Annotated in this window: 10 protein-coding genes; 7 read left to right on the top strand and 3 right to left on the bottom strand. The window is 69.2% G+C overall.

The window, feature by feature from the left end; all coding sequences use genetic code 11:
* Positions 1-104: 104 nt before the first annotated feature.
* Complete coding sequence (locus NON22_RS02980) at positions 105-3071, top strand: EAL domain-containing protein (protein WP_257385418.1); 2967 nt, start codon at positions 105-107, stop codon at positions 3069-3071.
* 151 nt (positions 3072-3222) lie between these two features.
* Here the strand turns inward: NON22_RS02980 and hslO are convergent, their stop codons facing one another.
* Positions 3223-4116, bottom strand: a complete 894-nt coding sequence (gene hslO, locus NON22_RS02975; protein ID WP_257385417.1) for an Hsp33 family molecular chaperone HslO — start codon at positions 4114-4116, stop codon at positions 3223-3225.
* A 176-nt stretch (positions 4117-4292) separates the two neighbouring features.
* On the opposite strand from hslO, the gene mtgA reads away from it, so the two are divergent.
* The 6 genes from mtgA to NON22_RS02945 all read left to right on the top strand — a co-directional run bounded on the left by mtgA (position 4293) and on the right by NON22_RS02945 (position 10927).
* Positions 4293-5030, top strand: a complete 738-nt coding sequence (gene mtgA, locus NON22_RS02970; RefSeq protein ID WP_425507947.1) for a monofunctional biosynthetic peptidoglycan transglycosylase — start codon at positions 4293-4295, stop codon at positions 5028-5030.
* Between the two features lie 113 nt (positions 5031-5143).
* On the top strand, positions 5144-6085 hold the full coding sequence (locus NON22_RS02965; RefSeq protein ID WP_257385416.1) for a glycosyltransferase family 2 protein: 942 nt from the start codon (positions 5144-5146) through the stop codon (positions 6083-6085).
* A gap of 254 nt (positions 6086-6339) precedes the next feature.
* Positions 6340-9003: a WD40/YVTN/BNR-like repeat-containing protein gene (locus tag NON22_RS02960; protein WP_257385415.1), complete on the top strand. Its 2664-nt coding sequence runs from the start codon at positions 6340-6342 to the stop codon at positions 9001-9003.
* A 193-nt stretch (positions 9004-9196) separates the two neighbouring features.
* Positions 9197-9625, top strand: a complete 429-nt coding sequence (locus NON22_RS02955; RefSeq protein WP_257385414.1) for a CBS domain-containing protein — start codon at positions 9197-9199, stop codon at positions 9623-9625.
* A 209-nt stretch (positions 9626-9834) separates the two neighbouring features.
* Entirely contained in the window at positions 9835-10389 is a 555-nt protein-coding gene (locus NON22_RS02950) for an RNA polymerase sigma factor (protein ID WP_257385413.1), read from the top strand.
* Complete coding sequence (locus NON22_RS02945; protein WP_257385412.1) at positions 10382-10927, top strand: hypothetical protein; 546 nt, start codon at positions 10382-10384, stop codon at positions 10925-10927. Before NON22_RS02950 ends, NON22_RS02945 begins: the two co-directional genes overlap by 8 nt.
* Before the next feature lie 75 nt (positions 10928-11002).
* Here NON22_RS02945 and NON22_RS02940 read toward each other — a convergent pair whose 3' ends face one another.
* Both NON22_RS02940 and NON22_RS02935 read right to left on the bottom strand, forming a co-directional pair.
* Entirely contained in the window at positions 11003-12604 is a 1602-nt protein-coding gene (locus tag NON22_RS02940) for a peptide chain release factor 3 (protein ID WP_257385411.1), read from the bottom strand.
* A 145-nt stretch (positions 12605-12749) separates the two neighbouring features.
* Entirely contained in the window at positions 12750-13691 is a 942-nt protein-coding gene (locus NON22_RS02935) for a peptidoglycan DD-metalloendopeptidase family protein (protein WP_257385410.1), read from the bottom strand.
* Positions 13692-13794 lie beyond the last annotated feature (103 nt).

Raw genomic sequence — 13794 nt, 5'->3', positions numbered from 1 at the left:
CGATTGCTTGTCTTGCGTCACCAATCCGGAGCAATTCCGCGCATCCCGGCAATATGGCTACACTGCGACGGCCCAGCCGCCGAGCCCCCGAGACCGCGTCGCGCATGCCCAGCCCCCCGATCCCCGCCCCCGGGCGCCTGCGTCCGGACAGCGATGCCGCCGACGCGGCGCTGCGCGGACTGCTGCGCGCCGTCGGCTGGGACGAGGTCGGCCAGGCCGGCGTCGCGCTCTGCTCGGCCTTGCTCGGCGCCGGCCAGTTCCGGCTCGTGGACAGCGCCGCGGCCGCGGTCATGACCGCGCGCCACCCGCCGTATCGCGGCGAAGGCGCAGCGTCCAGCGTGCTGGTGCCGCCGATCGTGCTGATCGACCAGGACGCACGGCAGGTCCGCGTGCTGCAGCCGCTCGGCATTCCCGAGGCGACGACCGGCCTGCTCGACGCGCGCATTCCGGCCGAGTCCTGGTCCAGCGCCGACTGGCAGGAGAATTGGGCGCGCGTCGTGCTGCTGCTCGACGCCAAGCTGGTCAGCGTGCGCGCGGCCGACAGCCTGCAGCAGGCGGTCGAGCGGCTGGAGCGCGCCGAACGGCTGCAGCGCGCGCTGTTCGCGATCGCCGACCAGGCCAACGCCGATCGCGACATGCCCGAAGTCATGGCCGCGCTGCACCGCATCGTCGGCAGCCTGATGTATGCCGAGAATTTCTACATCGTGCTGTATGAGCCCTCGCGGCACACGGTGCGCTTCCCGTATTTTGTCGACGTGGCCGACCAGGACGTGCCCGACGCCGCGCGCGAGTTCGCGCTGCACGAGCTGGCCGGCAGCATGACCTGGCATCTGCTGACCGGCGGCAAGGCGCTGCGCGGTTCGCCCGAGGCGCTGAGCGCCCAGGTCGACGGCCCCATCGTCGAGGTCGGGCCGGAGTGCGTGGACTGGCTCGGCGTGCCGCTGCTGCGCGGTCATCAGGTCGTCGGCGGCATCGTCGTGCAGAGCTATCGCGAGAGCGAGCGGCTCAGCGATCAGGACCAGGCGCTGCTGACCTACGTCGCGCAGCACATCCTGACCGCGCTGGAGCGGCGCCGCGCGCACGAGGAACTGGAACAGCGCGTGGCCGAGCGCACCGACGCGCTGCGCGAGGCCAATCGCGTGCTGCAGCAGCAGGTGCTCGAACGCCAGCGCGGCGAACGCCTGCAGGCGGCGCTGTTCCGCATCGCCGAGCTCGCGAACACCACCGAAAGCCTCGAGGATTTCTACGCGGCGCTGCACCGTGTCGTCGGCGGCCTGCTGAACGCGCGCAATTTCTACATCGCGCTGCAGTCCGACGACGGCAGCGAGCTGCGTTTCCCGTATTCGGTCGACGAATTCGATCACGAGCGGCGCACGCGCCGGCCGGGCCGCGGCCTGACCGAGTACGTCCTGAACCACGGCACGGCCCTGCTCGTGGATCGCCCGAGCATCGAGCGCCTGAGCTCGACCGGCGACGTCGCGAGCATCGGCACGCAGTCGACCTGCTGGCTCGGCGTGCCGCTGATCTGCGCCGACAAGGCCGTCGGCGTGCTCGCGGTGCAGAGCTATTCGGAGGACTACGGCTACACGCCGCGCGATCAGGAACTGCTGACCTTCGTGTCCTACCACATCGCCAATGCGCTGGAGCGCAAGCGCAACGCGGAGTCGCTGAAATCGGCCTACGCCGAGCTCGAACAGCGCGTCGCCGAGCGCACCGGCGAGCTCGCCGCGGCCAACCGCGACCTGCGCGAGCAGATCGCCTACCGCGAGAGCATGGAGCGCCAGCTCAAACACGAGACCCTGCACGATTCGCTGACCGGCCTGCCGAACCGCACCTTGTTCCTCGAACGGCTGGAGCTCGCTCTCGACCGCTACCGGCGCGATGCGCGCCGACCGTTTGCCGTGCTGTTCCTCGATCTGGACCGCTTCAAGGTCATCAACGATTCGGTCGGCCACCTGGTCGGCGACGACCTGCTCTACGAAGTCGGCGGCCGCATTGCCGGATGCCTGGAACCCGGCGACGTGGCGGCGCGCCTGGGCGGCGACGAGTTTGCGATCCTGCTGCACGACGTGATCGATCCGGAGCGCGCGATGAATTTCGCCGGACGCATCATCGACGCACTGAACGCGCCGATACGCCTGGGCCAGAAAGAGGTGTTCACCTCGACCTCGATCGGCATCGCGCTGTGTTCGCCGCGCTATGCCAAGGCCGAGGAACTGCTGCGCGACGCCGACGTCGCGATGTATCGCGCGAAGGCCGAAGGCCGCCACCGCTACGCCCTGTTCGACGAACGCCTGCACCAGGAGGCGCTGCGTCTGCTCGAAGTCGAGAACGATCTGCGCCGGGCCATCGCGCGCGGCGAGCTCGAACCGTATTTCCAGCCCATCGTGCGGCTGGCGGACCGCAGTCTCGTCGGCTATGAGGCGCTCGTGCGCTGGCGCCATCCGGAGCGCGGTGTGCTGCTGCCGGCGGATTTCCTGCCGGTGGCCGAGGACAGCGGCTCGGCCGAGCAGATCGACTGGCAAATGTTCGAGCGCGTCTGCGCGATCGCGCCGGCGCTGACCGCCCAGGGTGGCTTCATCAGCATCAACCTGACCGCGCGGCATTTCCGCCTCAGCGAGCTCGACCGCGAACTGTTCGCGATCCTCGACCGCAACGGCGTCATGCCGAGCCGCATCCGCATCGAGGTCACCGAGCGCGCGCTGCTGGAGAATCCGGCCCAGGTCAAGCTGATCCTCGACGGCCTGCGCCGGCGCGGCATCAGCGTCGCACTCGACGATTTCGGCACCGGCTATTCCAGCCTGAGCTATCTGCACCAGTACCCGCTGCAGGCGCTCAAGATCGACCGGTCGTTCGTCGCCGAAATGCGCCCGTACGACGACGGCAGCTCCAGCGCCGTCGTGCGCGCGATCCTCGCGATGGCCGGCTCGCTCGGCATGCAGGTCATCGCCGAGGGCATAGAGACCGAAGCGCAGCAGCAGGCGCTCGAGGCGCTCGGCTGCGAGTTCGGCCAGGGCTTCCTGTTCGGCCGCCCGCAGCCGGCCGAGCACTGGCTGGGCCTAGGGCAGTAAGGCGCGGATCGTCGTGCCGCGCAACGCGCGCGGCCACCTGTCCTTCGCGTCGCTCCGGTCGGTCGGCGGCAGGTAATTCCGCGCGGGGATCGCGGCGCCGCGTTCCTTTGGGCGACCGAGTAGCCGCGCCCGGCAACCGGCACCGGCTGGGTCAGTGCGTCGTCGCCGAGCCCGGCGTCTCGGGCAGGTCGCGCAGCACCTGTTCGAGATCGACGCGGTCGAAGTGATAGCGCGTGTTGCAGAACTCGCAGGTCACTTCGATGCGGCCGTCGGGCTGCAGCGCGGCTTCGCTTTCGCTGCGGCCGAGGTTGCGCAGCACCGCCGCGACGCGCTCGCGGCTGCACTGGCAGCCGAAGAACAGGCCGCGATCGCCGGTCAGGCGCACGTCTTCCTCGTGGAACAGGCGCAGCAGCACCTGTTCGGGCGGCAGCTGCAGCAGCTCGCTTTCGCTGAGAGTCGCGGCGAGGTGGCGGGCGCGATTCCAGCCGTCCGGGTCGGACTGGCCGATGCCGCCGGCACGCGCGAGCGGCTGCAGGATCAGCGCGGCGGCGCGGCCGCCGGCGCAGCCCAGGCGGATATGGCTCGGCAGCTGTTCGGATCGTTCGAAATAGCCTTCGAGCAACTGCGCCAGGGTGCCGTGCTCGACCGGCACGAGGCCCTGCTGGCGCTGGCCGGTCGCGGCATTGTCGATCGTGATCGCGAGCAGCGGCTCGGGCTGGCCGGCGAGGTCGATCGCCGCGTCGCCGGCGGCGTCGCCGCGCCATTGCGCGAGGCCGCGCAGGCGGCCTGCGTCGTTGCACTCGGTGAACAGCAGGCTCAGATCGCCCTTGGAGCGCAGGTGCAGCGACAGGTTGCCGCTGAGCTTGATCGTGCCGGTCAGCGCGGCCGTCGCGGCGAGCGCCTGGCCGAGCAGGGCCGAAACGGCCGGCGGATAGTCGCTGCGCCCGGCCACTTCCTGCCAGGCGTCCTCGAGTTGAACCAGCACGCCGCTGACGCCGGCGCGTTCGAGCAGGAAGCGATGCAGATGATCCTTGGGGTTTGGCACGAATGACGGTCCTCGGGGCTGGCCGGGCCAAGTGTGGTCGCGGCGGGCTTTTGCAAGCGCCTCGCGATTATCCGGCAGAAGCGCGCCGGCGCGGCCCGTGGGCGCGCGCGATCGGCGAGGGCAGGCCGGCGGCTTGCCGCCGGCGCGGGCTTTCTGCGACTCTGCGGGGCCCTGACCTGCAGGCCGGCGGCGTGGCTGTTCGTTCCGGAAAACGCGGCGCCTTGCGCCGGATCTGGCGCTGGAGCTGGCGCCTCGCGCTGGCCTGGGTGCTCGGCAGCGTGGCGGTCGTGCTGCTGCTGCGCTTCGTGCCGGTCGGCTATTCGGGCTTCATGCTGCAGCGCCAGCTGTCGGCCTGGTTCGACGGCGAGCGCGACTTTCGCCTGCGCCAGCGCTGGGTGCCGCTGAACCAGGTCTCGCGCGAGCTGCCGATCGCGCTCGTCGCGGCCGAAGACCAGAAGTTTCCGCAGCATCACGGATTCGACGTGCAGGCCATCCGCGACGCGATCGAGGACGCCGAGGACGGCGAGCGCCTGCGCGGCGCGAGCACGATCACCCAGCAGACCGCCAAGAATCTGTTTCTCTGGAACGGCCGCAGCTTCGTGCGCAAGGGACTCGAAGCGTATTTCACGGTGCTGATCGAGCTGTGCTGGTCCAAGCAGCGCATCCTCGAGGTCTATCTGAACGTGGCCGAATTCGGCGACGGCATCTACGGCGCCGCCGCGGCCAGCGACGCCTACTTCCGCAAGACGCCGGGCGCGCTGACCGCGCGCGAATCGGCCCTGCTCGCCGCCGTGCTGCCGAATCCGCGGCGCCTGCGCGTGGACCGGCCGAGCGCCTACGTGCAGCGCCGCGCGGCCTGGATAGAGCGGCAGACGCGCCAGCTCGGCGGACCGGCCTATCTCGGCCAACGCTGACAGGGCTGCGGACGCGGTCGCGTACGGCCGCAGTGGCGGGCTCTGCGCCGGATTTCAGCTTTTCGTAACAGTTCTCCGCTAGCATCGGTCGATTCACCATCGCTGCTCCTGCCATGAAACAGCTTGCCGTCGTCGTTCCCGCCTACAACGAAAGCGAAGGCCTGCGCGAATTCCAGCGCCGTCTCGGCCTGGTCTTCGACGCGCTGGATCTGGACTGCGGCGTGCTCTACGTCGACGACGGCAGCCGCGACGACACCTGGGAGGTCATGGAGTCCCTGCGAGCGGCCGACCCGCGCGTCGCGACCCTGAAGCTCAGCCGCAACTTCGGCAAGGAGCTCGCGCTGACCGCCGGCCTCGACCATGTCGACGCGGACGCCGTCGTCGTCATCGACGCGGACCTGCAGGACCAGCCCGAGCTGATTCCCGAGTTCGTCGCCCGCTGGCGCGAGGGCTACGACGTGGTCTACGGCACGCGCTCCAACCGCGCCGGCGAAACCCTGCTGAAGAAGTTCACCTCGGCGGCGTTCTACCGCGTCATGGAGAAGATGAGCGACCTGCCGGTGCCGCGCGACACCGGCGACTTCCGCCTGATGAGCCGCCGCGTCGTCGATGCGCTGAAGCTGCTGCGCGAGCGCCAGCGCTTCATGAAGGGCCTGTTCACCTGGGTCGGCTTCCGCCAGACCGCCATCGTCTACGATCGCGATCCACGCTTCGCCGGCGACAGCAAGTGGAATTATTGGAAATTGTGGAATTTTGCGATCGAAGGGATTACTTCGTTCTCGTCGTTTCCGCTGCGCCTGGCGACCTACGTCGGTTTCCTCGCCGCGCTGGCCGCGTTCGTGTTCGGCCTCGTCGTGTTCGTCAAGGCGCTGGCCTTCGGCGACCCGGTGCGCGGCTATCCGTCGCTGATGGTCGTCGTGCTGTTCCTCGGCGGCGCCCAGCTCATGGCGCTCGGCATGATCGGCGAGTACCTCGGCCGCACCTACGTCGAGTCCAAGCAGCGGCCGCTGTATTTCATCGACCGCCACCATACGGCCGGCCGTAAAGACGGCTGAACGGGCCGTTGCGGGTATGTCGGCGGACGGTCCGGCGCGAAACCGCACGCCGGTGCCTGCCGGATATTCCTAGGGCTGTAGACGTAGCGCCGTCGGGCAGGGCATCCTTCCGCGGTCCGGCCGGCGTCGAGCAGCCCGGGCACGCACGACGGCGCGACAGGAGGGGACGCGCCGCCTCCATCATTCCGCCGGCGGCGCTGCAGGGAAACCGTGCAGTCGCATGAGCGCTGCCGGTCAGCGCGGAGTTGCTTCGCATGTCCGTTCGGTTCCTGCCGCCGTCGCGGCTTTGTCTCGCCCTGGCCGCGGTCGCCGCCGCCACCACCGCCTGCCAGTCCACGCCGTCGCGCCAGTACGGCGCCGCCGAGCGCGAGCACGAGGAGCAGGAGCAGGCCGCGCCGCCGAAAGGCGACTACTGGGCGCAGCGCGCCGCGTATCCGACCGGCGACTTCCAGCCGCTGTGGCTCGTCGAGGCCGCGCGCGCCGAGAAGCAGATCCGCGCCGCCGTGCCGGCGGGCGACAAGCTCTATCGGCGCTCGTCGGTCTCGCCGCTCGCGCTGGATCCGCTGCGCTTCACCCTGCTCGGTCCGCAGCCGCTCAACGACACCGAGTTCGGCTTCGGCCACGTGGCCGGCCGCACCAACGTGATCGCGGTCGACCCGGTCGACAACACGATCGCCTACCTCGGCTCCGACGGCGGCGGCGTCTGGAAGACGACCAACTGCTGCTCGGCCGCGACGACCTGGCAGATCACGACCGACGTGCCGTCGGCGACCAACATCGCGATCGGCGACATCCACATCGATCCGAACAATCACAACACCATCTACGCGGGCACCGGCGACCTGCGCTACGGCTCGTTCTCGTTCGGTTCGACGGGACTGCTCAAGAGCACCGACGCCGGCGCGACCTGGAGCGTGCTCGGCGAAAGCGTGTTCGGCCCGCTGTACGGCCCGTCGGCGAACGGCTTCCCGCAATATCAGGCCATCGGCAAGGTCGTCGTCGATCCGAACGACTCGAACAAGGTCGTCGTCGGCACCAAGACCGGCCTGTTCTTCTCCTACGACGCCGGCACGACCTGGTCCGGCCCCTGCTACACGAACGCGTTCGCGACCGGGCCGGACGCGCAGCGCCAGGACATCACCGGGCTGATCGCGGTCGATCTCGGCGCGACGACGACCTTGTATGCGGCGGTGGGCACGCGCGGCATACCGACGCCGGTGCAGCCCGACCTCGGCAAGAACGGCGCGAACGGCCTGTACCAGACCACCATGCCGGCGTCGGGCTGTCCGGCCGATGCGGCCTGGACCCTGCGCAACACCGGCTGGCCCGCGGGCATCGGCAGCGGCGCGCTGTCGGCGACGATCAGCCGCATCGAGATCGCGGTCGCGCCGAGCGACAACCAGGTCATGTACGCGATGATCGCCGACGCGACCTCGCGCAACGTGAACGCCGTGCTCCGCTCCGCCGACGCCGGCGTGACCTGGACCCAGACCGCGACGTCGACCGGCTTCACCGGCTGCGGCGACGCCGGCACGCAGATGTGGTACGACGCCGGCCTGACCGTGTCGCCGACCGACCCGAACGTCGTGTTCGCCAGCGCGGTCGACCTGTTCCGCTCGACCAACGGCGGCACGAGCTTCACGAATCTGACCTGCGGCTATTCCGGCGGCGGCATACACGTCGATCACCACTCGCGCGCCTTCGTCGGCAACGATCCGAACAGGCTGCTGTTCGGTTCCGACGGCGGCGTCTACTACACCGCGAACGCGATGGCGGCGTCGCCGACGAAGATTCCGATCAACGACAGCCTCAGCACGATCGAATTCTATTCCGGCGACATCACCGCGAACTTCGCGACCTCGGCCAGTCCGGGCATCAGCGGCGGCGCGCAGGACAACGGCAGTTCCGCGGCGGTGTTCGGCGCGAATCCGGGCGCGATGCAGTGGGAGTCGACCAACAGCGGCGACGGCACCTATACGCGCATCGAGCCGGTCAACGCACAGCGCTGGTACTACCAGTCGCAGAACGGCAACGTGCGCGTGTCGACGACCGGTCCTTTCGGCAACACCACCAGCGCGAACGGCGGCTGGTCCGGCGACCGCAAGAGCTTCCTGATGCCGCTGGAGGTCTACAAGCACGGCGACACCGCCGTGGCCAATTCCGGCTGCGCGACCGGCGTCAACGGCTGCGGCCGCATGCTCGCGGGCACTCATCGCCTCTGGGAAACGCTGACCGGCGCGGTGCCGGCCTCGAGCTGGCAGGCCAAGACCGGCGACCTGACCAAGAACAACCTGATTCTCGGCAGCGACAACCGCTCCTACATCAACCAGATGATGTACTCGTTCACTGATCCGACCGTCGCGATCGTCGGCACCAACGACGGCAATGTGCAGTACGTGTTCAATCTCGGCGTGTCCGGCACGAACAACGCCACGGCCGTCAACGTGACCGGCGCGAACGCCGTGCTGCCGAATCGTCCGATCCAGGACGTCGTCACCGACGCGCAGAACCCGCTGGTCGGCTATGCGGCGATCGCCGGCTTCGACCAGAACACCCCGGCGACGCCGGGCCACGTGTTCCGCGTGACCTGCACGGCGAACTGCGCGAGCTTCACCTGGGAGAACAAGACGGGCAACCTGCCGAACATCCCGGCCAACGCGATCATGGTCAGCCCGCACGTGCCGGGCCAGGTGTTCGTCGGCACTGACTGGGGCCTCTACTACACCAACGACATCTCCGTCGCGAATCCGGTCTGGAACTACTTCGAGGGCCTGCCGCGCTCGATGATCTGGGACCTCGTCGTCGACCGCGGCCTGACCACGCTCGTCGCGTTCACGCGCTCGCGCGGCGCCTGGGCCTGGCCGCTCCCGACCGGCGGTATCGGCGATCGCATCTTCGCGAACGGCTTCGAGCCGTGAGCATCGGCGGCGGCCGGGCGCTGCGCCCGGTCGCCGCTGTACGGCGCGTCGCCACGCTTCGCGCGGCCGCGGCAACGGTCTGGGTCGCGCGTCCGCGCGGTAGCTTCGATGGCTATCCGCGGGTCGGGACACTAGACTTGCCGGCAGGGAGCTGAGGCGGCTGCGGCCGCCGACGGACTGCGTGGAGGTCGACATGCGCCAGGTCAAGCATCTGCTCGAAGGCAAGGGCGTCCAGGTCTATTCGGTCGAGCCGGATCAGCCCGTACTGCAGGCCATCCAGTCCATGGCCGATCATCACGTCGGCGCGCTGCTCGTCATGCAGGGACGCGAGCTCGTCGGCATCGTTTCCGAGCGCGACTACGCGCGCAAGGTCATCCTGCTTGGTCGCTCGTCGGCGGAAACGCCGGTCTGGCAGATCATGTCGGCGCCGGTGGAAACGGTGGCGCCGGACCACAGCGTCGACGAATGCATGCGCCTGTGCACGGAACGGCGCATCCGCCATCTGCCGGTCGTCGCGCAGGGCGAAGTCGTCGGCGTGATTTCGATCGGCGACCTCGTCAAGGCCGTCATCGACGAGCAGGCCGAGGAGCTGGCTCAGCTGCAGCGCTACATCGCGGGCTAGCGCCGTGGGAATGAATACCCGCCGAGGTGTTCGGCGACGGATCGCTCCGGAGCCGTCGTCCGGCGTCCTGCCGAGGAACGTGCGCGGGCTCTGCTGCGTCGCCAGGCCCCAGCGGACACAAGCCCGTTGCCGTTCCGCCGGCTTGTCTCGATTGCCAGCATCGGCGCTTTCGCGGACGATGCGCGACTTTCCCTGTCCCGTGGATCGTCGTGGGCCGCGTCAATGACCCCAACCACCAGCGCCTCGAGCAGTTGCTGAGCGACTACGGCGCGAAGCTGCGCGCCCTCGTCGCCGCACACGGCCTCGCCCGGCACGGCATCGACGCCGACGACGTGGAGCAGGAAGTCCGCATCCGGCTCTGGCGGGCCATCGAGCGTGACCGGTCCGCGGCCTTTCATGCGTCTTACATCCAGCGAGTGGTTGCCAGCACCGTGATCGACGCCCTGCGTCGGGCCCAGGTGAGGGCGGCCGAGCCGCTTCCCGAGGAGTCCGAAGACGGTTTCCAGCCGTTTCCGGACGAGAACCGGGGGCCGGAGGAACGCGCCAGCGGTCGCCAGCACGTCGAGAAGCTCAAAGCCTGCCTCGATGCGCTGCCGGAACGCCGGCGTCTTCCGATCAGCCTGCATCTGCAAGGGTTCGCCCTGCAGGAAATCGCAGATCTGGTCGGTACCTCGGCCGAGGCGGCACGGAAACTGGTCTCGCGCGGGTTGGACGAACTGAAAGACCGCCTGCGCGGCGTAGGAGCGGGAGACTTCGATGATTAAGCCTAGCCTTTCTCAACTGTATCAGTCGCTTACCTCGGAACAGACGCTGAGCGCGCGAGCCCTGATCGATGCTGACACGGCATTGCGCGCCGCGCGCGGCCGGGTCGTTCCGCACGAGCGAGAGGAAGTCGCTACGGCGCTGGCCGGCTCGGCCGCGCATGCCGATCTGGTCCAGTTCCTCCATGCGCTCGAGCCCGCTTCGGCCGAGCTGGCGCGTGATCTGGCCCACAGCGGCGCCGCGCACGAGCGCCGCGAACGCGGTCACCGGGCCGCCCAGGGCGCGCGTCCGCGCCGCTGGCAGTTCGGTGCCGTCGCCGCCGGCATCGTCGCTGCAGTTGCGCTGTTCGTCGCGCGCACCGGCCAGACGCCGCTGCAGCCGTATCAGGCTCCGGTCGCCGCCGCCGATCGCGGCGACGAGATCTTCAGCGGTTCGCTGGACCGCAGCGTCGCGCAGCGCTCCACCGGCGACCAGATCTTCCGTGCGAACACCGACGGCGGCACGGGCGGCGACGGCCTGTACGCGCCGCGCGGCGGCTGAAGCGCCACCGCTATCGATGAAAAAAGGCCCCGCATTGCGGGGCCTTTTTCGTTCTGGCGGCGAAGATCCGCCGGATCAGACTGCGACGGCGCTCGCGTGCTCGCGCGTCGCGGCGAACTCGATCTCGGGCCAGCGCTCCTGGGTCAGCTGCAGGTTGACCCGGCTCGGCGCGAGGTAAACGAGCTCGCCGGCCGCGTCGATCGCGAGGTTGTTGGCGGCCTTGTCGCGGAATTCCTCGAGCTTCTTCGCGTCCCCGCAGCGTATCCAGCGCGCCGTGCTGACCGTGACGGCCTCGAACACGCACTCGACGCCGTATTCGTCCTTGAGTCGGTAGGCCACGACGTCGAACTGCAGCACGCCGACGGCGCCGAGGATCAGGTCGTTGGACATCAGCGGCTTGAAGAACTGGGTCGCGCCTTCCTCGGACAGCTGGGCCAGGCCCTTCTGCAGCTGCTTCATCTTCAGCGGATCCTTCAGGCGCGCGCGCCGGAACAGTTCGGGCGCGAAGTTCGGGATGCCGGTGAAGCTCAGCAGCTCGCCCTCGCTGAAGGTGTCGCCGATCGAGATGGTGCCGTGGTTGTGGATGCCGATCACGTCGCCGGGATAGGCTTCGGCGACGATCTCGCGATCGGAGGCCATGAAGGTCAGCGCGTTCGCGAGCTTCATCTCCTTGCCGCTGCGCACATGGAACGACTTCATGCCGGCCTCGAAACGGCCCGAGCAGATGCGCATGAACGCGACGCGGTCGCGGTGCATCGGATCCATGTTCGCCTGGATCTTGAACACGAAGCCCGACAGCTTCTCCTCCTCGGGCTGCACCTCGCGCGAGGTCGTCGCGCGCGGCCGCGGCGGCGGCGCATGCTCGACGAAGAAATCCAGCAGCGGCTGCACGCCGAAGTTGTTGACGGCCGAGCCGAAGAACACCGGTGCGAGGCGGCCGGCGAGGTATTCGTCGAGATCGAACGGATGCGAGGCGCCCTCGACGAGCTCGAGCTCATCGCGCAGCTCCCGCAGCATCGCGGCGCCGATGCGCTGTTCGAGCCCGGGATCGTCCAGCGACGCGAAGATGGTCGAGTCCTGGCGCGTGAAGTTGCGGCCGGGCTCGTACAGGTGCACTTCGCCGCTGATCAGGTGGTAGACGCCCTTGAGGCGCGAACCCATGCCGATCGGCCAGGTGATCGGCGCGCACTGGATCTTCAGCACCGACTCGACTTCGTCGAGCAGCTCGATCGGCGAGCGGCCTTCGCGGTCGAGCTTGTTGATGAAGCTCATGATCGGCGTGTCGCGCAGTCGGCAGACCTCCATGAGCTTGATCGTGCGATCTTCGACGCCCTTGGCGCAGTCGATGACCATCAGCGCCGAGTCGACCGCGGTCAGCACGCGGTAGGTGTCCTCGCCGAAGTCCGCATGGCCCGGCGTGTCGAGCAGATTGACGATGCGGCCCTCGTACGGGAACTGCATGACCGAGGACGTCACCGAGATGCCGCGCTCCTTTTCCAGCGCCATCCAGTCCGAGGTCGCATGGCGCGCGGCCTTGCGGCCCTTGACGCTGCCGGCCATCTGGATCGCACCGCCGAACAGCAGCAGCTTTTCGGTCAGGGTGGTCTTGCCCGCGTCGGGATGCGAAATGATGGCGAAGGTGCGGCGGCGCCGCGTTTCGGTGAGATGGTCGGCCATTTCGAGGATGCAGGCGGCGCCGGTGGACCGGATCGGCACCCGCAGTCGGTATCAGTGGGGGGCGCGGATTATAGCGGGCAACGCGCGGCCTAGCCCCGCTGCCAGCCCAGGGCATGGCGCTGCAGGCGGTCCCGCGGCCTGGCGGCTAGCTGCCGGGCACTGCCGGGTCCGCACCGCGCGCCGGCGCGGCGGTCCTGAAATCCAGCGGCCCGTCCGGACCGCGCATGCGGAACGGCACCGAGACCAGGCGCATGCCGCGGTTGACCTGCACGCAGAAATGCAGGTGCGGCCCGGTGGAATAGCCGGTATTGCCCGATTCGCCGAGTTTCTGCCCGGCGTAGACGTACTTGCCGGGCTGCACGCCGACGCTTTCGGGCCGCAGGTGAGCGTAGACGGCCATGCTGCCGTCCCGGTGCAGCACGCGCACGACGTTGGCGCGCGTGGCGAACTTTTCCTTGTCGAGGCCTGCGCCGTAGTAGTCGTCCTGCACCTCCATGACCACCCCGTCGCGGGCGGCGACGACGGGCGTGCCTTCGTCGGCGGCCGCGTCGATCGCGTAGCGCGATTCCTCGCTGGTGTGGCTGAACGCGCCGTCGAAGCCTTGGTGGATGCGCGCCGGATGGCCGGCCAGCGGCCAGCGGTATTCCACGTCCTCGTGGCGCGCGTCGGGGCTGCCCGGAATCGCGCGCAGGGCCAGCTCGAAGCCGGCCGGCTGGGCGCGGTCGGTCTGCTGCAGGCTGGCCACCACGCGCTCCTCGCGCGCCTGCAGGACCACGGTCAGCGGCAGCGGCGGGTCGGTCGCGATGTTGTGCACGTCGCCGACGCTGAGCTCGATCTGCGCCGGTCCGGCGAAATAGTTGAAGACGCGCGCCTGGCGCTGGCTGTCGCGGCCTTCGACGCGCAGCTGCACCATCGCGCCGGGTTCGACCTTGACCGTGGTTTCCTGCACCGGGCGGTCGGTGACCGGCGGCTGGTCGGTGAAATGGACGACGCCGGCGGCGTCTGTGAATTTGTATATCTTTTTGGATTCGGCCGCGGCGGCATGCAGGGCGAGCAGCGCGAGGGCGAGGCGGGCGACGGTCTTCATCGGCGGATTGTAGGCGCTGGCCGGACCGGCCGCTGGGACGCCGGTCGCGGCCGGTGCGAGGGCCGCTGCGGCGGCGCCCGGGCCGCGGGTTCTGGCGGGCGGC

The sequence above is a fragment of the Tahibacter caeni genome, from assembly GCF_024609805.1.
Lineage (GTDB): Bacteria > Pseudomonadota > Gammaproteobacteria > Xanthomonadales > Rhodanobacteraceae > Tahibacter > Tahibacter caeni.
Note: the sequence above shows the minus strand (reverse complement) of the source record. Positions and strands in the feature narration are given on the sequence as shown.

Excerpts from the sequence above, each read along its gene's own strand:
- NON22_RS02955 (WP_257385414.1), top strand. The coding sequence starts at position 9,197 with ATGCGCCAGGTCAAGCATCTGCTCGAAGGCAAGGGCGTCCAGGTCTAT.
- NON22_RS02960 (WP_257385415.1), top strand. The coding sequence starts at position 6,340 with ATGTCCGTTCGGTTCCTGCCGCCGTCGCGGCTTTGTCTCGCCCTGGCC.
- NON22_RS02980 (WP_257385418.1), top strand. The coding sequence starts at position 105 with ATGCCCAGCCCCCCGATCCCCGCCCCCGGGCGCCTGCGTCCGGACAGC.
- NON22_RS02935 (WP_257385410.1), bottom strand. The coding sequence starts at position 13,691 with ATGAAGACCGTCGCCCGCCTCGCCCTCGCGCTGCTCGCCCTGCATGCC.
- NON22_RS02965 (WP_257385416.1), top strand. The coding sequence starts at position 5,144 with ATGAAACAGCTTGCCGTCGTCGTTCCCGCCTACAACGAAAGCGAAGGC.
- NON22_RS02945 (WP_257385412.1), top strand. The coding sequence starts at position 10,382 with ATGATTAAGCCTAGCCTTTCTCAACTGTATCAGTCGCTTACCTCGGAA.
- NON22_RS02940 (WP_257385411.1), bottom strand. The coding sequence starts at position 12,604 with ATGGCCGACCATCTCACCGAAACGCGGCGCCGCCGCACCTTCGCCATC.